Genomic DNA, 23,176 nt, shown 5'->3' with positions numbered 1-23,176 from the left:
TCTCCTATTTTTAACCCTACAGCTTTATGAAAAACCGAGACTGCCTACTTAATCCATTTTGCACAAGATTCACGAAAGTGAATTAATTTTTCCTCTAGCGTACTTGTAAATCTGGGTGGCAAGATTGACCAGGCTTTGCTTGGAATTCTTTTACAAATTTGATGATCCTCATCAAATATCCTTCGGTTCATCTCGGCACTTGAATGCACAAACCCTTGAGTCATGTCCTTGTACCGAGATTCACTATTTCTGGTCGGGTAAAGACGGCTCGTAAAGAAAGTCGATTCATTCGAAGCAGAAGGAAAAAAATTCTGAATTGAAAAAGAATAACCAAACGTAGAAGAAACCATCGAAAACGGAAATATAAATATACTCATATAACCCTGAAACGCATCGGTTGTCGAATAAAAACGATTCAGGCTTTTAAGACGTTTTTCCACTTTTTCATTTTCAACAGGAGAGTACCAAATAGAGTTTTCACCGTGAAACTCGTTCACTCCCACCCCCAGCTGAAGCGATGCCAACGTGTCAGTATGAATCAAAGGGATATGATAGGGCTCCAAAGCATTTTCAAGTGCAATAGTCCAGTCACATTCGAATGGATAACGATTAAAATCAGCACGAGATTCAATATCAGAACCAATTTTCCGCAAAAGTTCGTATACTTTTACACCTAACTGCTCCTTGAGCTTTGCTTTAGGCGCAATGGAAAAAAACAAGAAATCACCACAAGCTTCCAAATTAAATTCATTTAAGGCAGCATGTTCGATACCACATCCTTGAAAATTTTTTACTCCGGCAACATTGACTTTACCACGAGTATAACTCCAACCATGATAAAGGCACTTTACTACCTCATTACCAAAATCCTCGACAAAAAACCGCGCACCTCTATGAGGACACAAGTTATCAAATGCAACAAAGTTCCCCTTATCATTTATTACTACCACCTCGAAATTTTTTATATTGAAACGAATAAAATCTCGATCACTGGAAAGTTCGGACTTGTGCGCAATAGGGTGCCAGTAACAATTAATTAAATCTTCAGAAATTTTAGTAGATTCCAAAGTAATCATACTTATCCAGGTCTCCCGTCACTCGAAAAAAAATGACCACATTACAAAACGTTCTGTGCCCGCACTTCGGAAACGTCACTGACTTACGTAAGCCAGAAATGCAAATGCCCAGCAGGAAAATCCAGCTGAGCGTTCACACACCTATTTATCCGCTATAGATATATAGTTAAGCCGCAACAAGCTCTACAACCTGATCTACGGTTTCGCACTTATTCAACCGATCGGCGGAAATTGTTTTACCTAGACGCTCATCAACCAACGCCATAAATGTTACGATCGCAATCGAGTCCCAATCTAATTGTTGACCGAAAGAAATAGTATTTTCGTCAGCTTCCATTGACTCTTCTATCAAGCGCAAAATTGTCTCATTCATTACTGCCTCCTATCACATTAGATTTCTTATGTTTCATAACTTCAGCCCCTGTAAAGGGCTCCATAGTCTCATTGCCGCGTTGGGAAATGCCGTCTCTTACTAGCACTTTTTTTACTGTAAGAAAAATAATTTTCACATCAAGCCAAAAAGATTTATTATCGACATACCATGTATCCAGCTCAAACTTTTGATCCCAACTTAACAGGTTTCGACCATTGACCTGAGCCCAACCCGTTAAGCCAGGTCTGACCTCATGACGACGACTCTGTTCTATGGAATACAAAGGAAGGTATTGCATTAACAAAGGACGAGGACCGACCAGACTCATCTCCCCCTTCAAAACATTCCAAAGCTCTGGCAGCTCATCAAGGCTAGTCGATCGTAATGCTCGGCCAAATTCGGTCATCCTCTCACCGTCCGGAAGGGGCTTTCCATTTTTATCAACACCGTGCCTCATTGTGCGAAATTTGATCATTTTGAATGGTTTACCATTCAGTCCAGGCCGAAGCTGAGTGAAAAAAACAGGTCGACCCAGCTTGACTCGAACTAAAATCGACAGCAATAGGATAACTGGTGAAAGCACAAGCAAGCCGAAAATTGCAAGGACTATATCAAATATTCGCTTCAATGCAAAACCCCCCATCATCCCAGACCATGAAATCTGAGAGAATGTCGTTCAGAACTTTTAGCGTCAAAATAATGTTCCCTTTAAACTTTCGACGCGCGTATTTTTAAAACATCCACATCAAATAAAGTAAAGCAAAAATACAAATACGGTAGAAAATTAGCACTGTCCCTCTAGATTTCTGATACTTCAAAACTATGCTGAGGCTACGCACCATTTAGTGCTTTACAAGCGATTTAAATAGTGATCCAAATTTTTCTACACCGCGTTCCATTGAAAGATTTTTTTCATAATAACTCACTCCGTTTTGCCCCATCGCATGTCGTTCGTCAGTCGGTGTATTAAACAGCTGAATAACAGCTTCCGCGATAGAATTCGCATTACCCGACTCAGCGACTAAACCGCTACCGCTGAGTTTGACGAGGTCCGCGGCATCACCATCAACAGCCATAAGCAACGGCCGCCCTGCAGCCATATAAGCCTGGGTCTTGGAAGGGATTGTAATCCTGAACAGCTCATCCTTTTTAAGATGAACTAACAGTGCATCTGCAGAACTCAGATAAGATCCAACCATTCCCATAGGAACAGGGGGAAAAAATTCAACGTTATTTAATTCAAGTTCTTGAGCTAAACGCTTAAGATTATCGACCTCCAACCCTCCTCCCAAAAAAACAAATTCAATGGTAGGAACCTTAGTCGATACGATTCTGGCAGCGTGCAACACTACATCCAGTGCTTGAGCACGCCCCATATTCCCCGCAAAGAGAACACGAAATTTATTATTTACCTTGAACACAGGCTTATTCAAATCCTGTGATTGGCTTACATAATCTTCGGCACACCAGTTATAAATAATTTCAATTTTTTCAGAAGGAACATCTCGCTCTATTAGAAGCGTTTTAAATCCAGGTGATAATACAACTATCTTTGTTGACCGCTTATAGACCCAAGCACACACACTCCCAACTACCGAAAGTACAGACTTGTTAGAAATCATGCCGGTTGACCTCAACGTATCAGGCCACATATCCTGGACATCGTTGACGACTGGCACACGCCGACAAAGCCCGATAATTGCAGCTCCGACACCCACCGTTAAAGGTGGATGATAAGAGTATATAACGTCTGGCCTCTTGCAAAATAGACTATATAAGATCAACGAAATAGAAAAACTGCAATAATTTAAAATTCGGCCGAACTTACTCTTATCATGACTTGGATACAATGGCACTCGAGTTACATTAACGCCATCAATCATTTCTTTCTGCAACATCCTCATTTTATATCCAGGGTAAATTTTCCCACCTGGGTAGTTTGGAAACCCCGTAACAACCTCAACGTCAAATCCTTGACTAACCAGTTCTCGAGCAAAAACCAACCCTTTGAATGTCGGCTCAGGGTCAAACCACTGGGTCATCAATAAAACACGAATCGCCATACTACTTAGTACCTTTTCCAGACTGTACGCATTACATAGTCTCTATAACTGTGAATAATTCGAACAACCTTCTCTGAGACATTAGGCATACTGTAGTCACCTACGAGCCGTAATGATCGGAACTCACCTCGAGCTTGACTTTTTAACACACCAAGAGCCTGCATTACACGCTCCACTTCCAACCCCACCATCATTACCGATGCTTCCTCCATTCCCTCCGGACGCTCATGCGCTTCGCGAAGATTCAGTGCAGGGAAATTTAGAATGGAAGATTCCTCATTAATTGTCCCACTGTCAGACAAGACAGCCTTAGCTTCTATTTGAAGCTTGTTGTAGTCCATAAAACCTAAAGGCTTTAGTAAACGCACATTACGATGGAACTTAACACCCATCGAGTCAACACGTTTTTGAGTTCGAGGGTGAGTAGAAACAATGACTGGATGGCCATAGACCTCAGCAACCTCGTTAAGGATACTCACTAACTTGGTAAAATTATAATCCGAGTCGATATTTTCTTCACGATGGGCGCTGACGGTAAAAAAATTATCTGATTCAAGGCCCAGTCGTTCTAAAATATCAGAGGACTCAATAGCTCCTTTGTAATAACTCAGCACTTCAAACATCGGACTACCGGTCTTGATAACCATGTCCGGGGGAAGTCCCTCGCGCAGCAAGTAATCCCTCGCGATCGTACTATAGGTCAGATTTATATCTGAAGTATGATCCACAATCCGACGATTAATCTCCTCAGGAACTCTCATATCAAAGCAGCGATTACCGGCTTCCATATGGAACGTTGGAATTTTACGCCGCTTAGCTGGAATAACCGCCATACAGCTATTGGTATCACCCAGGACCAGAAGCGCCTCCGGTTGGATTTCCGCAAGCACCCGATCAACCGCAATGATTACATTACCTATAGTTTCCGCACCGCTTTGACCTGCTGCGTTTAAAAAATGATCTGGTTTGCGAATACCCAAATCATCAAAAAAAATCTGATTGAGTTCATAATCATAATTTTGTCCAGTGTGAACCAATACGTGCTCACAGTGCTCGTCAAGACTCGCCATCACGCGCGAAAGACGAATGATTTCAGGGCGCGTGCCAACCACGGTCACGACTTTCATTTTTTTCATGAGCACCTCCGACGGCGGTAGCTTATTTAATGGAAAATAGGTGATTGAAAAGTATCAGGCCGAGCTCGATCAAAAATCTCATTAGCCCAAAGCATTACTACCATCTCACAATCACCAACATTTGTGATGTCATGTGTCCAGCCTGGCACAGTTTCGACTATTTGCGGAGTTTCTCCATTAGTAAATAATTCGTAATATTCATTAGTTACTATGTGACGAAATCGAAAGCATGCCTCACCCTTGATTACGAGAAACTTTTCGGTTTTAGTATTATGGTAATGCCCGCCCCGAGTAATACCGGGGTGGGCGGTAAAATATGAAAACTGCCCTGAATCTTTAGTCTTCAACATTTCAACAAAAGTTCCTCGGGGATCCTCATATTTTTTTACCGGATAAGAAAAAGACTCTGGCGAAGCAAAGCTTAGATACGTAGAATATAGAGCCCGCGACAAACCCACGCCAACTTTTTCAGACAACAGTGTTTCACGGGATTTTTTGTATTTATAAATTTTTTCAGCCAGCGCGCCCACGGTTATCTGGTATTGAGGATTAATACTAAGCCGATGGAGCCCTGCCGTAGGGACATTCATTGCATTAATAAATGACTCGACAACATCATCTACATATACCAAATCGATAATCGAGTCAGGATTATTGATAATAATAGGTATCTCATGAAAAATATTGTGGCAGAAGGTCGCAACAACCGAATTATAATTTGGACGCGACCATTTCCCAAAAACATTCGGCAATCGGTAAATCAATACAGCAGAGCCACTCAAGCGAGTATGCAACTCGAGTACTTTCTCGGCTTCATTTTTACTTACTCCATAAGCATTTTCCTGAGACACTTGTGTCGAAGACGTATAAAGTATCGGAATATTACGTCCGGACTTGCTTACCAACTCACAAATCGAGGCAGTTAAATCAACATTACCAACCGCAAACTCACCAATACTTTGGGGACGATTAACCCCAGCCAAATGAAAAATAAAATCCAACTGAGGTGTATGAACTTCTATATCTGAAAGATTATCCCCCCTGCAAAATTTCACAATTTCGACATCGGGAATTTCGTTCAAATGAGTTGTTAAATTACGACCTAGGAAGCCGTCTGCACCCGTAATTAGAACCTTCATTTTCATTCCTCTGGGGTTACCTGCTCACCATTCCGAATAGCGCGCATAAAATCGAGCTTGAGAAGTAGGGTTTCCATTTCCTTAATCTCCAACCTGGTGGTGTTATGAGAGTTGTAATCCTCCGCACGGGAAATTTTCTCCTCACCTTCTTCCACAAATTTAGTGTAATTCAAGTCTCGAAGATCAGGTGGAATACGGTAATAATCACCCATATCCTCCGCACATGCCATTTCTTCACGACTTAAGAGCGCCTCGTATAGCTTTTCACCATGGCGTGTACCTATCACATGCACCGGATGGTCAGGAACTCCAAGCAAAGAGCACAAGGCTTTTGCTAGCGTCTCGACGGTAGCTGCAGGAGCTTTCTGTACAAAAAGGTCGCCATTATTGGCATGCTCAAATGCATAAATAACTAGATCAACCGCATCAGAAAGCGTCATCATGAAGCGCGTCATATTGGGATCGGTAATAGATAGAGGCTTACCAGCCCTAATTTGGTCAATAAACAAAGGAATGACCGACCCCCGAGAAGCCATTACGTTTCCATAACGAGTACCACAAATAACTGTTTTAGACTCATCGACAGTACGGGACTTAGCTACCATGATTTTTTCCATCATGGCCTTGGAAATCCCCATCGCATTGATCGGGTAAACGGCCTTATCGGTACTTAAACAGACGACTCGCTGTATATCATTTAGTATTGCAGCTTCCAAAACGTTATCTGTACCGATAATATTAGTCTTGACCGCTTCCATTGGATGGAATTCGCAAGACGGAACTTGTTTGAGTGCCGCAGCATGAAAAACATAATCGACTCCTCGCATTGCACTAACTACACTTTGCAGATCGCGAACATCACCGATGTAAAATTTCAACTTAGGACTGTTGTATTTCTTTCGCATATCATCTTGCTTTTTCTCATCCCGACTAAATATTCTAATTTCAGAAATTTCGGTTTTGAGAAACCGAGCAAGAACAGCATTTCCAAAAGAACCCGTACCACCGGTCAAGAGCAAAACTTTATCTTTAAACATAAATACCTCATAAAACTATCTGAAACTATAAATTTGCAGGAAGCTAAATTCAGCCGTGTAACTCATGCCTTATCAAACTCAAATATGATTCTGCTCTATCTTCAGCAGAAGGATATGAACTCACAAAGCGCCGCGCCTGCCCCACAAAATCCGCCTGCTCGTCGGAGGTCTTTAAAAAATATTCCGCAATTACAGCAGCTGCAGACCTGCAATCCTCGGATTTAAAATAATTAGCATAGACCTTACAGCAGTCTTTTATAAATGGGAGATCTGCCGCAAAAAGAGGCTTTTCCATCAACATACTTTCTATTGGAACAGCAGAGAAACACTCCAAAAGACTAGGAAAAACCACACCGTCTAGCGAATTATAGAATGTAGGACATTGCGCAAGCGTCAAAGGCCCTACATTGTTAATGTTAGATCTGAAAAACTCAGAGCATCTATTCCACTCTTCAGGCACAAAAGTCACAAAAAATTCCGCATCAAGATCATGCTCGCTTTTTAATGACTGCTTAATATAAGGGAGGATATCAAGATTTTTATGCACGTAATTTCGGGAAATGACACCCAACTTAAGTACTTTTTTAAATTCCATGGTGCTGTCAATTGATACCCAACGACTGGGCTCAGTAAAAACAGAATCAACTGCGCTATTGACAACATAAATATCTTTTCCGCGGAAGGACGATTTACGTTCCAACCCAACCTTGACATGATTTAGCTCTACGACAAGAGCGTCGGCCTGAGCAAAAAAGTACTCTTGAACCTTGAGTTTCAACCTTAGTAAAACTCGCTTTAAAAAGGGAACCTTAAAAAAAGCTCGACTCTTAGGATAAATTATTGATGGCTGGGCAAACCCTACAAGATGCTTATTCACTTTGTAAATCGAATACGCAGGACCAAATACAGTAAACACCAATTCATACCCGGTCAGATGACGCGACATTCCACTCCAGAGAGCCTCTATTCCTAAAAAGTCGAAAACTGCGACGGTTTTAAACCTTGAAAAATCGACGTCCAACTCATTGAGATTGTTCATCACCTTGGTAGAGGTCAAGATTGAAACATCAAACTCCAGATTATCTTTTAAACTCAAAGACCTAATAAAAGAAGTTGCTACGGCGACAGCACCACCGACATGCAAATTGGAACAATTTATTAGAACATGCATCCTACGATTAATATTCATAGAAGCCCTTCAGAATATTATTTCTCATTTGTGCAACATATTTATCAAGCACTTTGCTCCAATAAGAGCGCGCAAATATAGTATCCTCACGACCAATAAAACCCATGATATCTTGCAGATCTATATCATAAGATTCGCCAGAGTCGAGCAACTCATAGCGCGGACGCGTCGAAAGGATAAGTGCAATATGTTCAACTATCTCCACTACAGAAACCGAATAAGATGGCGCAATGTTTTGAACTGTATTAATACCCTTATCCGAATTTAGCAGAAGCTCGCACACTCGCACAACATCATCTATATCTATCAAACGTCTGCGTGCTTTAACATGGAGTGTCAAAACTGATTTATCTAATATAGCCCTAACCAGATAACTAATTAATGTTGTATTGTTAACCAATCCGACCACCTGTGGAAGCCTGTAGATACACCACTCTTCCGCCAGCGATGAAATCATACTCTCCATAGCAATCTTATGATTGACGTAAGGGGTCTTTATCGATTGATTTACACTACACGTAGAAAAATAAACTACCCGCAAAGCACGGTATTTATATAGCAAGGACTCGACCAGCTCCTTCTCGCGAAGAAATTCGGACGCTCGCGTCTCACCCGAATTAGAAACGCCAGCACCAATTATAAGGCAGCCCGCATCCGTCTTCAGATTGACCATGCTCTTACCAATCAATCCACTGCCAATTATTCTATTCATTGAGAACACTTATCGAAATGATTGCACAAAATCAACGGAACCGATTAGAAATTTATCTCAACCGGCAAGCTAGAGCTCGAAGTTGTCGCTTGGCCACGGCTAAAGCTTGCTTTACAAATGGCCGATCACAACGTATATAGCTTAGCGCACATTTGAGGTCTAGTTTTTTAAGAAAGTAAATGAACATATTATGTGCATATGCAGATTTTAGCTCTTCCCGTCCAACAATACCACCAAAGCGTTTATTGAAGAACACCGAAACCTTATAGGCACTCCTCTCAAACCTTATCTTTCCACTGTGCTCTGAGAAATGCGACGCACTTTGCGAAAGCACCCGATAAGTAGCAGTGCTTTCGTTCAAATAACCTATCTTATAATTACTTGCAACGTGCAGCCAAATAATATAATCAAGCATTTTTGATTTCAGAAAGTTGGCATGCTCACAATAACCGGTCACCGCTTCCAGTCGCAGCAACGCGGTACACGACTTGTAAGGATTCCCTCGAACTAACTTCTCCCTTACATCACCGCTCGCAGGAAAGAAACCTCTCGATGCGTCATGATTTAACGTTAAAGTTTTTGTTGCTTGAACAAGAACATTAGCATCAGTAAATACCGCGCCATAGTCACTATTTTTTTGTAAATAGCTTAGTTGTTTAGATAATTTTAATGGGTCGCACCAAAAATCGTCTCCCTCACAGGGCGCAATGAAAGCGCCCCTGGCATAAGAAAGTGCCACATCAAAAACCCGTTTACCCGTCGAATAGATATTTTGATTCTGTTGAACTACGCGGATAATTTGTGGGTATTGTTCAGCATAAGAGCTCAATATCTCACGTGTGCCGTCAGTAGAAGCATCATCATGGATAATTATTTCATAAGGTACGTTTAACTTCTGTGCGAGAAACGATTCGATTGCCTCAACAATATACTCTCGCTGGTTGTAAGTAGTACATACAACACTAACAATAACAGAATCATTCATCTGCGCACCCTACCTTACTTAATATAACTTTGCTCGCACCGCCTGATAGCTTACTCACGCCCGCCAGAGCAAGAAGACTTAATATATAGAAGAAAGAAGAATATTGCCTATAATAGAAGACCCCCCATGAAACTATCTGAAACACTAAAACAAACAATATAAGGTCAGAGAATTTGATAAAACCATGTCTTTTCACATCACGTAAAATGCAATATACAAAACCACTGAGGAAAACAACCACGCCAAAACCACCGGCTCTGCCGAAATCGTACATAAAAGAGCCAATGAGGGTAGTAAACACCCATGGCATTACACCTTTATCCAAGAACACCTGATTCCAAGCATCCTTATCGAAATGCAAAGAGTCAGCACCCAAAAAATAGGATTCAAATGTCACTATTGGAGCAAACGAAATTGCCCCGTGGGCGAGCGGAGCATCAACTAGATAATGATCGTTAAAATTAAGTAATTGTTGACCTGCATAATCTAATAGAGCGAGCACCACATGTCCCGCACCGCCCCCCCCAAAACGATAAATAGAAATCATCATAAACATCGATACAGCCGGAACGGCTAGCACCATGGCTGAGCGCCTTAGATATCTTCGATTACCTTCAACAATAAAATCCTTGAACAAAAGATAGAAAAAAATCAGAGACATTCCCCAAAATACTACGCCATCTCTGCCAACATACGCCATGATATAAAAAATATAAACAGTACTTAACATCAAGTGCATGAATGCCTTACCAGTGCTGGCACCGGGATAGGACTCCGTTAAATTCAGGAAAGAATACAACATATTCAAAAGAAACAAGTTAGCAACTAGCGAGAAGATAGAGTTAATAACACCCATCCCCCCCAAGTAATTTTCTTCCCCTGCAACCACCGCGTATCTGTTCGCCTCTATATCTCCGCTTAAAACCGTCAGAGCATGCAACATAAAAAAGACTATCGCACCAATTGTAAAAGGGATAATGGCCAACTCTATAAATTTAATAAGTCTTATATTATTCAAAACAACTTTCTTTAATCGATAATCCCGAAACCGAAAAAAACCTATAAGTAAGACACACAAACCTGACGAAAAATAGAATATCGGTTCAAATTCCAAAATATAACTTTCACTGTAATCAAAAAATAAATACAGCACTAAAGAGCAGACTATAGAGCAGAAATAAACAAATATCAAATAGCTAACAACTCCAACCTTAAACTTATTCAGAGCTTGATAAAGGAACAACAGCAGAGCTGTAGCGAACAACGGAAAAAGTATCATCTCAGCCCCTTCATTTTATCAAAAATTGACAATTTCAAAACCCGATGAGAAAACAAAACCATTGCCAACAAAATTGACAGCCCTGCTCCTGCTACAAACAACAAATTTTGTATCACCCCAACAGCCTTGAAGTCCCATAAGCTTATCAATAAGCTAACGGTTATTCCGGGAGTTAATATTTTCAAAACATCATTCAGCAGCCACTCCTTATGCAAGCCCGGCACTAGTTTATGATGCACATATGCAACCCAAAATAACAAAAACAATAGATTAACAACCAACCATACACACCCCGCTCCCACAGGGCCATACAGAGTTGCAGAGAAATACGTCGCTGGTAAGATTGTTACTATCATTATTAAGTTCCCTATTAAATGATAGCTCAAGTCCCCCTTCGCATATTGCATATAATAAGGGAACGCTCCAATTGCTAGAAATCCATTCCCGAGAGCGTAAAGCTTTAATACTAATGCAGTGTTATCTTCCAACTGTGCCCCGCCTGTCCATGCGTATAACAGTTGACTTGAAGCACACATCAGAGTCAGGGTTACAGTACCCGCCAGCAGACTCACTAACTGAGTACAGTTCCGGTACAAATCAATAACTTCGTTATTTTTTTCTTGAGAATATAAGTTGGCCATTCTTGGCATAATCGCAGAGCTTATAGGACCACTAATAACCATCACTACACTTGCCACTAACACTGCGAGAGTAAAAAAACCATACTCTTTCAAAGCCATCAACTTAGACAATAATAATTTGTCTGTTTGAGTCGCGAAAACCCAGACCGATGAGGTGAATGCGATAGTCATTGAAAACCTCAATATGGCCCTGACTGGTTTCATTGACCAACCAACATCTCGCATATCACACTTATAACCACCTATAATATTTTTCGACTTGCACAACAACCCCAAAACCTCCAACAATGCAACAACAAGTTGATAAATAAAAAATATTTCAGCGGCATACCCAAAATACCACATGACAGGGAGTACAACTACAAATCGCAGTGTAGTAAATACAACATTAAAAGCCCCCAGCCACACTTGCTCCTCTACACCACTTATAACACCTCGATACAAGCCACCAATCCAACGCAGCGCCACGCAAATACTCATAATTTGAACGGCTAATGTCACTTGCTTAATTGAAAGAACTTCTACTTTCAACCAACCCGTTGAGATATAGGGGGCAAGTATAAATATGCATCCACCGCCGGCGACTGCGACACCAAAAAAAAGGACACTAAGCCCTCGAAATAGCCGTTTGAATTCGAGAATACTAAGTGCCCGCGCCTTCAGACGTGCTGCTTCTCGACTTATAGTCGGTGTCAAGCCCAGATCTAGTAAATTAAACCAAGCTTGAAGCATCGTAAAGAAACCCAGCAGCCCGTATGTTTCTGCACCCATGTATCGAAGATACAAAGGCAACATAATTATACCCGCGAGTGTCACATAAATTTGGCTGACGTAGTTCGCAATTACATTTTTTTTGACTGACACTTCCTCACCCGCAAGTATAGCTAACAAGTTCTTATTACTGTTACAATACGTTCTAGATCTTCTAAATCAAGCTCCGTATGTATTGGAAGACAAATAATTTGTTTTGCTATTTCTCCAGCCACAGGTAAATTTTGTTTAGATGATGACTCCAAATGATTATACATTGGAAAATCGCTAATCAACGGATAGAAATAACGGCGACTAAAAATATTGACTTCTTTAAAGCGCTGATACAGCTCATCACGCGATACAGGGAAATCCGACATAATTAACAGTGGAAAATACGAGTTATTAGAACGCTCAAAGCTCGCCTGCTCCGTTAACTTGATGCCTTTCACATCTGAGAGCTCGGCCCTATAATAACAGGCAACATTCTTTCTTTTGCTTAGTACAGAATCTATGGTTTTAAGTTGCAACAATCCAAAAGCCGCATTAACTTCGCTCATCTTCCCATTGATACCAGGTGCTGCGACCGTTACCTCATCAACAAATCCGAAATTTTTCAGCTGGTCTATTCGCGCCTTCATTTCTTTAGTTCTACAAACAATTGCCCCCCCTTCAAAAGTATTAAAGACTTTTGTCGCATGAAAGCTCAGCACACTTAAGTCACCATGATTTAAAAGACTGCGGCCATCATGATCCTTAACGGCAAATGCATGTGCAGCATCATAAATAACCTTCAGACTGTGCTTTCTGGCAATATCGCCTATTGCAACAATATCGCACGCATTACCATAACAATGTACCGGCATAATAGCTGTTGTTGCAGGCGTAATTGCTTCTTCAATTTTATTGGGATCCATATTCATACTGATAGGATCAATGTCTACAAAAATCGGTTTAATTCCATTCCACAATAATGAGTGCGCGGTCGCTACAAAAGAGTATGGAGTAGTAATAACGTCCCCTTTTATCCCAAGTGCCTGAATCGCGGTTAAGAGGGCTATAGTTCCATTATTAAATAGCGACACATACTCCACACCAAGATAGTCACACAGCTCTCTCTCCAGAGCCTGGTGCATTTCGCCGCCATTGGTTAGTATCTTACTGCTCCAAATTTTCTCCAGATAGGTATTAAACTCTGCTAACAACGGCAGCGACGGCTGAGTTACGTATATTGGTTTATTGTTCACATCGCATCCTTAATAATATTATTAACATACGCATTAACCTGATTAGAACCTGGCATTAACACAGCAATAAATAGTAACAATGCACTCAAAAAACATACTGAAAATACTCCAGAACTCACCGTTCTAACACTTTTAAAAACTCGACAACCCCCTGATTGACACTCTACGCACTTCGGGCAACACCAGAGATCGCGAAAATCGAGAGTTCATTGAATTACCCAAAATTTATCACCACAGCGTTGACAGTTCCCGCACAGAGGTCACTCGCACGTGAGCGATCGCCGTCAAAAAGGACGGTTCCTCCACAGTCAGTACCAATGATGTCTAAAAAATTCATTTTTCACCAGAGTATTTATATTTGACGTCTGAATACCCACGGCAACGATACCCGTTTAGGATTCACCTGCCTATACAGACTGCTCTTGCTGACTCACCGGAGGCTGCGAGGCCCTACGCGGGTCGCAACCTCAGCCCAAAGAAATCCAAATTTCCCAATTTGGATCGAATGCAACAGCGTCCCTCCCGGATTCTACGAATTGTTCCATCCCGTGTCATGCGTTCAAAATTTCTCTGGCTAAACGGCGCCCATACTTTCGGCCCTAATCACAGCCGCTCCCTCAGGATTACTCACGTCGGTGTCCTTGAGGCCCATCGGTTACCTCAGCCTCGATAGATAAAAATTACAACAGCTAGTTTCCAGTAGAGTGGTAATTTTCAATCCATCAGAGATGCACTGAGGAATATTATAACTAAACTTCTTGGTGGTTTTTTTGTAGATTTTTTTTGCTACCCGTCGACGCTGGCCTATCACATTGCGCTAGTATATCCTTAGCCTGCGCTATATCTTGGTATTGACGCACACTATTAAAATATCGCATTAGGACAAATCCAATCCCTAACAAAGCGCCTAACATAAGCCCGATAAACATAATAAATGTCTTTTGGGGCTTCACCGAATTCAAAGGCTCCAAGGCCTGCTTGTCAATGGTTACTAGTTTAAGCTGACTCATATCCATATTGAGATTTCTCAATCTCGCCTCTTCGGCACGCAGAGGCTCAACACCCGCCAGGAACAAGTCCTCATTCTCACGCTGACCAAGCACCTCAATCTCGCGATTTTTCTGAAGCAATTGAAGCTCTCTGGCTATTTGAGCTATACGTTGTTCAGTGAAATCGTCTGACTTACGCTGAAGTAATGCACTACGTTCAGCTTCGAGCGCGTCAACGCCCATAAAGTAGAGTGGGATTTGTTGGTTATTTATTTCGGCTCGCATAACAGTTGAAGAACCGGTATGGCTAGCGTCCCCAAGAAGAGAAGGGGTACTCGGTTTTTTTATACCCAAAGACTTTGCGATGCCAATGGCTTCATTCAGTTGAGCTATGCGGTTAGCACGCAACATACGGAGTTGTGAGCGTAAGGCCATTAGCTCATCCTGTAATTGGGTACGCCGTACTTCATCTCTCTCTTTTAAATCCGCAATTCTTGCCTCTTTACGAATTTCATAATCCGCTCGCGCAGAGTCGAGTTTTCCTTTTATCTCATCAAGTCGGTTTTGTACGATGACTTTGAGATCAGCTGAAATCTGCTCTCTCTCACTAGCAATAGCATAACCAACGAAATTATTGACGATATCGACACCATCAATACCCTTAGGGTAGCTCATCTCTAGCTTTATGAAAGAGCTCAGAGAATCAACTTTTTTCGGATCGGGTAAAACTAATTTTATCGAGTTACGATTAAACTCTTCGAAGCTTTGCTCTAACGTCCGTCCCGGCCGCTCGAACTTGGCAAAAAAGTTTTGATTAGCGCGAAAAAAACCTAGGCGGGTATCATACGACTCTAAGGCAGCACCAACCTTGAGAAGCGCCTGTCCGGGAGGAAGATTATATATTTCAGAACGATTCAACGCATCTAATTCATTAATGGCGGGGGGGCGTAACACACTACTGACTTGATACTCCGGAGTAACCGAAAAGGCATACGCCGCAGCTATAACACCAAAAGCGGCGGCTATAAAAATTGCGGTTATCTTCTGCTTCCATATGACTTGAATAAGTGCGAAAAGGTCGACGTCATCGGAACAGATGGCTGGGGGTGCACGGAAACTACTACTCACAACAAAAACCTGCCTTCAAAAAAGAAACTGCGGGCTCGTTATGCAGACAAAATTGTGTCTTTTTTATTCTAGTTAGATGACCGTCAAAACCCAGCGTCTCTGCCAAATTTTGAGCGCACAAAATGCCCGTTATCGAGAACAGATTTCATTTTGCCATCTCTCTGACATATTGCAAGTATTGACATAGCCATCAGGTTTTCTTTCGCGTATAGCGCCAAACCTCATGGAACACGTCCGAGGAATCTGAAAACAGAAAGAAAATTCCGAATCATCGAGCTAAAACCCAATGAATCCGAGGGATTTCTACTTGAGGGTGGCCGCATCATTACAAGGCAGTGCTGAAATTGATGGGCTATTTTGATGCTATTTTCTGACGAGCGGTTGCCTCAGCATGCACACGACTTTTGCAGAACGGCAGAGCCCCCTCCTCCTAGCCACGCCCTACAGGAACCGACTTATGACGCCGAGTGCGCACCAATACGCCTAACAATGGCCCTATCAGCATGCCGACAATCAACGCCACGATCACAAATACCGACACCGGCACCTGCCCCGTCGCCAGGCCAAGGAACGAGAGAGACACGCCCTGCTGGTTTTCGAGCACAAACGCTATAACCACCAGTGCAACCACCAGCACTGTCAGCAACACTACGGCGCGCTTAATCCCACGCATACTTTTCTCCTACCCCAAAGACACTCAGACGTTTTCTTCTTCGTCTTCGTTCACTCGATCACGTAATTCCTTGCCCGGCTTGAAGTGAGGCACGAACTTGCCATCCAGGCTGACGGACTGTCCGGTTTTAGGGTTACGGCCTACGCGTGGGGCGCGGTAGTGCAACGAGAAGCTACCGAACCCTCGGATCTCAATGCGATCGCCTGTGGCCAGGCATTGGGACATTTGTTCAAGCATGGTCTTGATGGCCAGCTCCACATCCTTGGATGAGAGCAGCCCTTGATGGGTGACAATTCGTTCGATCAACTCCGACTTCGTCATATTTTTCCCTTCTTTTTCAAGCAGCTAGGAAAAGCGCTTCAAAGGTTTTAGCATGACTTGATGAATTTGAACAGCCCATGCAATAACTTATCTACGCGCTAGATCGACTCCACTATCAAGCGCTTACACGCTCAATTGCAGATCACCAGCATCGTGCGGGTAACTGCGCCTGCCGGGTTCCAGCCGAACAAGTAATCGCCCTCCTCGTCCTTAGCATCACTGGACTTGGTGATGACCTTGTACCCCTGCATCTTGCACTCTCGAGCCGCACGCTTCTCGCACTTCTCCCAATTGGAACCCAAGCCTGAGCAGTCGATCTCGATGCCGCTGACGCCATGCCGGGCGTAAGTCTTGGCATTGGTGGCGGCGCAACCCGCAAGCATTGCGATTGAGAACACTAAAATGAGCCTGTTCATTGAAAATCCTTACTGAATCAGCAACACGTGAATAGCTTCTCTGAAGACTATAATCAGTTCTGACATCAGTCGGCTCTACGTCGTTCTAAGTTGTTGATTCAACAAATTTCAGGCACAAAAAAGGGCGACCGAAGTCGCCCTTTTTCTATGGTCTGACAGAACTTAGTTCTGTTTTTCCATTTGTGCACGCAGCAGGTCGCCCAGAGTGGTCGGACCCGAAGCGATGTCAGAGGTAGCTGGCTTGTCGCGCAGGCTCTGGATAGCTTCTTTCTCTTCGATCTCGTCCTTGGACTTGATGGAGAGTTGGATCACGCGGCTCTTGCGGTCAACGCTGATGATCTTGGCTTCTACTTCCTGGCCTTCTTTCAGAACGTTGCGCGCGTCTTCAACGCGGTCACGGCTGATTTCGGAGGCTTTCAGAGTCGCTTCGATATCGTCGGCCAGGGTGATGATGGCGCCTTTAGCGTCAACTTCTTTCACGATGCCTTTAACGATTGCGCCTTTGTCGTTCTCTTGAACGTACTCGGAGAACGGATCGCTTTCCAGTTGCTTGATACCCAGGGAGATGCGCTCGCGCTCTGGGTCAACCGACAGGATAACGGTGTCCAGCTCGTCGCCCTTCTTGAAGCGACGAACAGCTTCTTCGCCCACTTCGTTCCAGGAGATGTCGGACAGGTGAACCAGGCCGTCGATGCCGCCGTCCAGACCAATGAAGATACCGAAATCGGTGATCGACTTGATGGTGCCGGAGATTTTATCGCCCTTGTTGAACTGGCCAGAGAAATCTTCCCATGGGTTAGATTTGCACTGTTTGATGCCCAGGGAGATACGACGACGCTCTTCGTCGATGTCCAGAACCATAACTTCCACTTCGTCGCCGACTTGTACGACTTTCGAAGGGTGGATGTTTTTGTTGGTCCAGTCCATTTCGGAAACGTGTACCAAGCCTTCAACGCCTTCTTCCAGCTCAGCGAAGCAGCCGTAGTCAGTCAGGTTGGTAACACGCGCGGTGACGCGGGTGCTTTCTGGGTAACGGGCTTTGATAGCGACCCATGGATCTTCACCCAGTTGCTTCAGGCCCAGGGAAACACGGTTGCGTTCGCGATCGTATTTCAGAACCTTGACATCAATCTCGTCGCCAACGTTGACGATTTCGGAAGGATGCTTGATACGTTTCCAAGCCATATCGGTAATGTGCAGCAGGCCATCGACGCCACCCAGATCGACGAATGCGCCGTAATCGGTGAGGTTTTTGACGATACCTTTGACTTGTTGGCCTTCCTGCAGGGATTCCAGCAGAGCTTCACGCTCGGCGGAGTTCTCTGCTTCCAGGACGCTGCGACGGGAAACGACAACGTTGTTGCGTTTCTGATCGAGCTTGATGACCTTGAATTCGAGTTCCTTGCCTTCCAGGTGCGTGGTGTCGCGCACTGGACGGACGTCGACCAAAGAACCTGGCAGGAACGCACGGATGCCGTTAACGTCGACAGTGAAGCCGCCTTTAACCTTACCGTTGATAACGCCCTTGACCACTTCTTCAGCTGCGAAGGCTGCTTCGAGAACAATCCAGCATTCAGCGCGCTTGGCTTTTTCACGGGACAGCTTGGTTTCACCGAAACCGTCTTCAACCGAGTCCAGAGCAACGTGAACTTCGTCACCGACATTGATAGTCAGATCGCCAGCGTCGTTGTAGAACTGCTCAAGCGGGATGAGTGCTTCAGACTTCAGACCAGCGTGAACGGTTACCCAGCGAGCTTGGTAATCGATATCAACGATAACACCGGTGATGATGGAGCCTGCCTGAAGGTTCAGGGTTTTTAGGCTTTCTTCAAAGAGTTCCGCAAAGCTTTCGCTCATTTTAATTCCTGTTGATAAGGGCGAAGAATACGCCCATCTCCACGCCCCAGACGGTGTGGGTTAGTTTCAATTAAAAGAAGCACCGCAGGACTATGACTGGTCCCCTGCAGACTTCTTGGTCACCCGGCGATATCGCGAAGGGCGATTTCACTCAAGATGCGTTCCAGCACCTGCTCGATGGACAACTCCGTGGAATCCAGCTGTATGGCATCAGCCGCCGGTTTGAGCGGGGCTACTGCGCGCTGGGTATCACGCTCGTCGCGTGCACGGATCTCATCTAGCAGACTCGACAGACTAACACCATCGACTTTGCCCTTCAACTGCAAGTAGCGGCGACGCGCACGTTCCTCGGCACTGGCGGTCAGGAAAATCTTCAGCGGCGCCTCGGGAAACACCACCGTGCCCATGTCGCGGCCATCGGCCACCAGGCCCGGCGGCTCCTGAAACGCGCGCTGGCGCTGTAGCAGCGCATCACGCACGGCGGGCAGCGCGGCAACCTGGGAGGCCCAGGAACCGACTTGCTCGTTACGCAGGTCATCGGTCACATCATCGCCTTCCAGGATAATGCGCTGGGGATGACCTTCTGTCGCACCGACGAACTGCACGTCAAGGTGCGCCGCCAGCAGCTTCAGGGATTCTTCGTTGGTCAGGTCGACGCCGTGGTTGCGGGCAGCAAATGCCAGCAGACGGTACAGCGCGCCGGAATCCAGCAGGCACCAGCCCAGGCGCTTGGCCAGGATGCCGGCGATCGTGCCTTTGCCCGAGCCGCTTGGCCCGTCGATGGTAATCACCGGTGCTTTGATATTCACAATTGAGCCTCTTGGGCAACACGGATGCCGACGTGGGCACACAGTGTAAGAAAGTTCGGAAAAGACGTAGCAACATTGGCGCAGTCACGGATACGAATCGGCGCCGTTGCTCGCAGCGAAGCCACGCTGAACGCCATCGCAATCCGATGATCGCCATGGGCATGGACCTCACCACCGCCCATCAGGCCACCGTCAATGATAATCCCATCAGGGGTGGGTTCACACTTCACGCCCAGCGCCAGCAGACCGTCGGCCATGACCTGGATACGGTCAGACTCCTTGACGCGCAGCTCTTGCGCACCACGTAAGACGGTTCGCCCTTGGGCGCAGGCCGCAGCAACAAACAGCACGGGAAACTCATCAATCGCCAACGGCACCAGCGCTTCGGGGATCTCGATCCCTTTCAGCGCGGCAGCACGTACCCGCAGGTCGGCCACCGGCTCGCCGCCTACTTCGCGCGGGTTTTCCAGGGTGATATCCGCGCCCATCAGCCGCAGGATGTCGATTACCCCGGTGCGCGTCGGATTGATCCCGACATGTTCCAGCAACAGTTCGGAACCTTCGGCAATCGAAGCCGCCACCAGGAAAAACGCCGACGAGGAAATATCCCCCGGCACTTCAATATGGGCGGCAGTCAGCGCATGACCCGACTCGACCGTCGCCGTTGCGCCTACCACCTCCACCGGATACCCAAAACCGCGCAACATGCGCTCGGTATGATCGCGGGTCGGGGCCGGCTCGGTGACAGAGGTCTTGCCCTCGGCATACAGACCCGCCAGCAGCAGGCAGGATTTGACCTGCGCGCTGGCCATCGGCAGCGTATAGGTCAGGCCTTTCAGCTTCTGGCCACCACGAATGGTCAGCGGCGGACGCCCTTGCGGGCCCGTCTCGATCACTGCGCCCATTTCCCGCAGCGGCTCGGCCACGCGATTCATCGGGCGCTTGGACAGCGACGCATCGCCGGTCAGCACGCTGTCGAAGCGCTGTGCGGCGAGCAAGCCGGACAACAGGCGCATGGACGTGCCGGAGTTGCCCAGATAGATCGGCCCCGGCGCAGGCTTCAAACCGTGCAAGCCGACACCATGAATGATCACGCGCCCGTGGTGCGGCCCCTCGATCACCACGCCCATGTCGCGAAACGCCTGCAAGGTCGCCAGGGCATCTTCGCCCTCAAGGAAACCCTCGACTTCGGTCACGCCCTCAGCCAACGAACCCAGCATGATCGACCGATGGGAGATCGACTTGTCGCCCGGCACCCGAATACGCCCGCTCAAGCGGCCGCCCGGGTTGGCGAGGAAGGTCAGGTCATCGGCGTTCACAGCGGTTTCCATGTAGGCCCGGCGCGCCAGGATCTTGCTGAAATGTTCACGCGCCACCCGCGCACGGGTAAACACGCCCAATAACTGGTGCCCATCCCCGGCATCGACCGCGTCGCGCAAGGCGTCAAGGTCGCTGCGGAAGGTGTCCAGGGTGCGCAACACAGCCTCGCGGTTGGCGAGGAAGATGTCGTGCCACATCACCGGGTCGCTGCCAGCAATCCGCGTGAAATCGCGAAAGCCACCGGCGGCATAGCGGAAAATCTCGAGATTTTCGTTGCGCTTGGCCAACGAATCCACCAGGCCGAACGCCAGCAGATGGGGCAGATGACTGGTCGCCGCCAGCACTTCATCGTGGCGCTCGACCTGCATATGTTCCACATCCGCGCCCAGCTCGCGCCACAGACGATCGACCACGGCCAAGGCTGCCGGATCGGTTTGCGCCAGGGGTGTCAGAATCACTTTATGCCGACGGAACAACTGCGCATTAGACGCCTCCACCCCGCTCTGCTCGGAACCGGCAATCGGGTGGCCCGGCACAAAACGCGCGGGCATGCCGCCAAAGGCCTGCTGCGCCGCACGCACCACATTGCCCTTGGCACTGCCGACGTCGGTGAGGATCGCCTGGCCGAGGTCCATGCCGGCCAGCACCGTCAGCAACTTCTCCATGGCCAGGATCGGCACGGCGAGCTGGATCACATCGGCGCCCTGGCACGCGAGCGCCAGGTCGGCTTCACAGCGATCAACGACCCCCAGCTCAACCGCCAGCTTGCGCGATTGCGGGTCCAGGTCCACGCCGACCACTTCGCCACACAACCCGCTCTCACGCAGGCCTTTGGCGAAGGAACCACCGATCAAGCCCAGACCGACCACCACCAGGCGACCGATCATAGGCACAGCAGGTTGCAATGCAGTGACATCAACCACGAGCCAGAACCTTGGCCAGCGCCTCCAGGAAGCGACTGTTCTCAGCCGGCAGACCGACGGTGATGCGCAGGTGGTTCGGCATGCCGTAGTTGGCCACCGGACGCACGATCACACCTTCGCGCAGCAAGCCCTGGAACACCGGGGCCGCCACCTGGCCGAGATCGACGCAGATGAAGTTGCCCTTGGACGGAATCCAGCCCAGGCCCAGATCACCAAAGCCGGCCTGCAACTGCAGCATGCCGCTTTCGTTGATGCGACGCCCTTCTTCCAGGTACTCGGCATCCTGCAACGCCGCACAGGCCGCCGCCAGGGCGAGGCTGTTGACGTTGAACGGTTGGCGCACACGGTTGAGCACATCGGCCACCACCGCCGTCGACAGGCCGTAGCCGACGCGCAGCGATGCCAGGCCATAAGCCTTGGAGAACGTGCGCGAAACCAGCAGGTTCGGGTAGGCCGCGAGGAAATCCAGGCCGTCGGGCATGTCGCTGCCTTCGGCGTACTCGATGTAGGCCTCGTCCAGCACCACCAGCACATGCTCCGGCACATCCTGCAGGAAGTCGTTCAATGCCTGCGCATCAAACCAGGTGCCGGTCGGGTTATTCGGGTTGGCGATAAAGACGACACGGGTCTGCGCATCGATCGCCGCCAGCATGGCCGGCAGGTCGTGGCCCCAGTCCTTGGCAGGAATCACCCGCGCTTCGGCACCGACGGCTTGGGTGACGATCGGGTAGACCGCAAACGCGTGCTCGCTGAACACGGCGTTCAGGCCCGGCGCCAGATAAGCACGGCCGACCAACTCAAGAATGTCGTTGGAGCCATTGCCCAGGGTCACCTGATTCAGCTCGACCCGACACTTTTGCGCCAGCAGGGACTTGAGTGCAAAGCCATTACCATCCGGATAACGGGTCAGCTCGGCCAGCTCTTCACGAATCGCCGCCAGCACCTTGGGGCTTGGGCCCAGCGGGTTCTCGTTACTGGCCAACTTGACGATCTTCGACGGGTCCAGGTTCAACTCACGCGCCAGCTCGTCCACAGGCTTGCCTGGCACGTAAGGCGACAGTTGTTGCACGCCCGGCTGCGCCAGGGCGAGGAAGTTGCCACTCATGTTAACGC

Annotated in this window: 21 protein-coding genes; all 21 read right to left on the bottom strand. The window is 46.9% G+C overall.

The genetic code is table 11. The features are described 5' to 3' along the window. Positions 1-44 precede the first annotated feature (44 nt). The 21 genes from P3S72_RS09635 to hisC all read right to left on the bottom strand — a co-directional run bounded on the left by P3S72_RS09635 (position 45) and on the right by hisC (position 23,168). Positions 45-1,076 (bottom strand): Rieske 2Fe-2S domain-containing protein, encoded by a 1,032-nt coding sequence (locus P3S72_RS09635; protein WP_276197143.1) that lies wholly within the window; start codon positions 1,074-1,076, stop codon positions 45-47. A gap of 166 nt (positions 1,077-1,242) precedes the next feature. Continuing rightward, entirely contained in the window at positions 1,243-1,449 is a 207-nt protein-coding gene (locus P3S72_RS09630) for an acyl carrier protein (protein WP_276197142.1), read from the bottom strand. After that, a complete protein-coding gene (locus P3S72_RS09625; RefSeq protein ID WP_276197141.1) occupies positions 1,442-2,077 on the bottom strand; it encodes a sugar transferase in 636 nt (211 codons plus the stop codon). Before P3S72_RS09625 ends, P3S72_RS09630 begins: the two co-directional genes overlap by 8 nt. A gap of 214 nt (positions 2,078-2,291) precedes the next feature. Further along, positions 2,292-3,512, bottom strand: a complete 1,221-nt coding sequence (locus tag P3S72_RS09620) for a glycosyltransferase family 4 protein (protein WP_276197140.1) — start codon at positions 3,510-3,512, stop codon at positions 2,292-2,294. Positions 3,513-3,517: 5 nt separating this feature from the next. Next, on the bottom strand, positions 3,518-4,648 hold the full coding sequence (wecB, locus tag P3S72_RS09615; RefSeq protein ID WP_276197139.1) for a UDP-N-acetylglucosamine 2-epimerase (non-hydrolyzing): 1,131 nt from the start codon (positions 4,646-4,648) through the stop codon (positions 3,518-3,520). Positions 4,649-4,674: 26 nt separating this feature from the next. Beyond that, complete coding sequence (locus tag P3S72_RS09610; RefSeq protein ID WP_276197138.1) at positions 4,675-5,787, bottom strand: NAD-dependent epimerase/dehydratase family protein; 1,113 nt, start codon at positions 5,785-5,787, stop codon at positions 4,675-4,677. 2 nt (positions 5,788-5,789) lie between these two features. After that, positions 5,790-6,824 (bottom strand): polysaccharide biosynthesis protein, encoded by a 1,035-nt coding sequence (locus tag P3S72_RS09605; protein WP_276197137.1) that lies wholly within the window; start codon positions 6,822-6,824, stop codon positions 5,790-5,792. Positions 6,825-6,873: 49 nt separating this feature from the next. Then, positions 6,874-8,013 (bottom strand): glycosyltransferase, encoded by a 1,140-nt coding sequence (locus tag P3S72_RS09600; protein ID WP_276197136.1) that lies wholly within the window; start codon positions 8,011-8,013, stop codon positions 6,874-6,876. After that, positions 8,003-8,725 carry an NAD-dependent epimerase/dehydratase family protein gene (locus P3S72_RS09595; protein ID WP_276197135.1) on the bottom strand — a complete coding sequence of 241 codons (723 nt, stop codon included), beginning with the start codon at positions 8,723-8,725 and terminating at the stop codon, positions 8,003-8,005. Before P3S72_RS09595 ends, P3S72_RS09600 begins: the two co-directional genes overlap by 11 nt. A gap of 52 nt (positions 8,726-8,777) precedes the next feature. After that, the gene (locus P3S72_RS09590) at positions 8,778-9,710 is read right to left on the bottom strand and encodes a glycosyltransferase (RefSeq protein ID WP_276197134.1); all 933 of its coding nucleotides are present in this window, start codon (positions 9,708-9,710) and stop codon (positions 8,778-8,780) included. Continuing rightward, complete coding sequence (locus tag P3S72_RS09585; RefSeq protein WP_276197133.1) at positions 9,703-10,989, bottom strand: O-antigen polymerase; 1,287 nt, start codon at positions 10,987-10,989, stop codon at positions 9,703-9,705. The genes P3S72_RS09590 and P3S72_RS09585 overlap by 8 nt, the downstream gene beginning before the upstream one ends. Continuing rightward, positions 10,986-12,494 carry an oligosaccharide flippase family protein gene (locus P3S72_RS09580; protein WP_276197132.1) on the bottom strand — a complete coding sequence of 503 codons (1,509 nt, stop codon included), beginning with the start codon at positions 12,492-12,494 and terminating at the stop codon, positions 10,986-10,988. Before P3S72_RS09580 ends, P3S72_RS09585 begins: the two co-directional genes overlap by 4 nt. A 20-nt stretch (positions 12,495-12,514) precedes the next feature. Beyond that, positions 12,515-13,627: a DegT/DnrJ/EryC1/StrS family aminotransferase gene (locus P3S72_RS09575; protein ID WP_276197131.1), complete on the bottom strand. Its 1,113-nt coding sequence runs from the start codon at positions 13,625-13,627 to the stop codon at positions 12,515-12,517. A gap of 749 nt (positions 13,628-14,376) precedes the next feature. Then, positions 14,377-15,744, bottom strand: a complete 1,368-nt coding sequence (locus tag P3S72_RS09570) for a Wzz/FepE/Etk N-terminal domain-containing protein (RefSeq protein ID WP_276197130.1) — start codon at positions 15,742-15,744, stop codon at positions 14,377-14,379. 430 nt (positions 15,745-16,174) lie between these two features. After that, positions 16,175-16,417 (bottom strand): LapA family protein, encoded by a 243-nt coding sequence (locus tag P3S72_RS09565; protein WP_177031806.1) that lies wholly within the window; start codon positions 16,415-16,417, stop codon positions 16,175-16,177. A gap of 24 nt (positions 16,418-16,441) precedes the next feature. After that, entirely contained in the window at positions 16,442-16,738 is a 297-nt protein-coding gene (gene ihfB / locus P3S72_RS09560; protein ID WP_017848846.1) for an integration host factor subunit beta, read from the bottom strand. Positions 16,739-16,869: 131 nt separating this feature from the next. Then, a complete protein-coding gene (locus tag P3S72_RS09555) occupies positions 16,870-17,154 on the bottom strand; it encodes a hypothetical protein (RefSeq protein ID WP_276197129.1) in 285 nt (94 codons plus the stop codon). 162 nt (positions 17,155-17,316) lie between these two features. Then, positions 17,317-19,011, bottom strand: a complete 1,695-nt coding sequence (gene rpsA / locus P3S72_RS09550; RefSeq protein ID WP_253394215.1) for a 30S ribosomal protein S1 — start codon at positions 19,009-19,011, stop codon at positions 17,317-17,319. A gap of 119 nt (positions 19,012-19,130) precedes the next feature. Next, positions 19,131-19,820 carry a (d)CMP kinase gene (cmk, locus tag P3S72_RS09545; protein WP_177031808.1) on the bottom strand — a complete coding sequence of 230 codons (690 nt, stop codon included), beginning with the start codon at positions 19,818-19,820 and terminating at the stop codon, positions 19,131-19,133. After that, positions 19,817-22,027 carry a bifunctional prephenate dehydrogenase/3-phosphoshikimate 1-carboxyvinyltransferase gene (locus P3S72_RS09540; RefSeq protein ID WP_276197914.1) on the bottom strand — a complete coding sequence of 737 codons (2,211 nt, stop codon included), beginning with the start codon at positions 22,025-22,027 and terminating at the stop codon, positions 19,817-19,819. Before P3S72_RS09540 ends, cmk begins: the two co-directional genes overlap by 4 nt. 28 nt (positions 22,028-22,055) lie before the next feature. Next, positions 22,056-23,168, bottom strand: coding sequence for a histidinol-phosphate transaminase (gene hisC / locus P3S72_RS09535; RefSeq protein ID WP_276197128.1), 1,113 nt, complete (start codon positions 23,166-23,168; stop codon positions 22,056-22,058). Positions 23,169-23,176 lie beyond the last annotated feature (8 nt).

This window comes from Pseudomonas sp. D3, from assembly GCF_029320995.1.
Lineage (GTDB): Bacteria > Pseudomonadota > Gammaproteobacteria > Pseudomonadales > Pseudomonadaceae > Aquipseudomonas > Aquipseudomonas paraveronii.
This window is presented reverse-complemented; position numbering and strand designations above follow the sequence as displayed.

What these genes read in the sequence shown, in the direction of transcription:
- P3S72_RS09635 (WP_276197143.1), bottom strand. Translation starts at nt 1,076, where the DNA reads ATGATTACTTTGGAATCTACTAAAATTTCTGAAGATTTAATTAATTGT.
- P3S72_RS09630 (WP_276197142.1), bottom strand. Translation starts at nt 1,449, where the DNA reads ATGAATGAGACAATTTTGCGCTTGATAGAAGAGTCAATGGAAGCTGAC.
- P3S72_RS09620 (WP_276197140.1), bottom strand. Translation starts at nt 3,512, where the DNA reads ATGGCGATTCGTGTTTTATTGATGACCCAGTGGTTTGACCCTGAGCCG.
- wecB (WP_276197139.1), bottom strand. Translation starts at nt 4,648, where the DNA reads ATGAAAAAAATGAAAGTCGTGACCGTGGTTGGCACGCGCCCTGAAATC.
- P3S72_RS09610 (WP_276197138.1), bottom strand. Translation starts at nt 5,787, where the DNA reads ATGAAGGTTCTAATTACGGGTGCAGACGGCTTCCTAGGTCGTAATTTA.
- P3S72_RS09605 (WP_276197137.1), bottom strand. Translation starts at nt 6,824, where the DNA reads ATGTTTAAAGATAAAGTTTTGCTCTTGACCGGTGGTACGGGTTCTTTT.
- P3S72_RS09600 (WP_276197136.1), bottom strand. Translation starts at nt 8,013, where the DNA reads ATGAATATTAATCGTAGGATGCATGTTCTAATAAATTGTTCCAATTTG.
- P3S72_RS09595 (WP_276197135.1), bottom strand. Translation starts at nt 8,725, where the DNA reads ATGAATAGAATAATTGGCAGTGGATTGATTGGTAAGAGCATGGTCAAT.
- P3S72_RS09590 (WP_276197134.1), bottom strand. Translation starts at nt 9,710, where the DNA reads ATGAATGATTCTGTTATTGTTAGTGTTGTATGTACTACTTACAACCAG.
- P3S72_RS09585 (WP_276197133.1), bottom strand. Translation starts at nt 10,989, where the DNA reads ATGATACTTTTTCCGTTGTTCGCTACAGCTCTGCTGTTGTTCCTTTAT.
- P3S72_RS09565 (WP_177031806.1), bottom strand. Translation starts at nt 16,417, where the DNA reads ATGCGTGGGATTAAGCGCGCCGTAGTGTTGCTGACAGTGCTGGTGGTT.
- ihfB (WP_017848846.1), bottom strand. Translation starts at nt 16,738, where the DNA reads ATGACGAAGTCGGAGTTGATCGAACGAATTGTCACCCATCAAGGGCTG.
- P3S72_RS09555 (WP_276197129.1), bottom strand. Translation starts at nt 17,154, where the DNA reads ATGAACAGGCTCATTTTAGTGTTCTCAATCGCAATGCTTGCGGGTTGC.
- rpsA (WP_253394215.1), bottom strand. Translation starts at nt 19,011, where the DNA reads ATGAGCGAAAGCTTTGCGGAACTCTTTGAAGAAAGCCTAAAAACCCTG.
- P3S72_RS09540 (WP_276197914.1), bottom strand. Translation starts at nt 22,027, where the DNA reads ATGATCGGTCGCCTGGTGGTGGTCGGTCTGGGCTTGATCGGTGGTTCC.
- hisC (WP_276197128.1), bottom strand. Translation starts at nt 23,168, where the DNA reads ATGAGTGGCAACTTCCTCGCCCTGGCGCAGCCGGGCGTGCAACAACTG.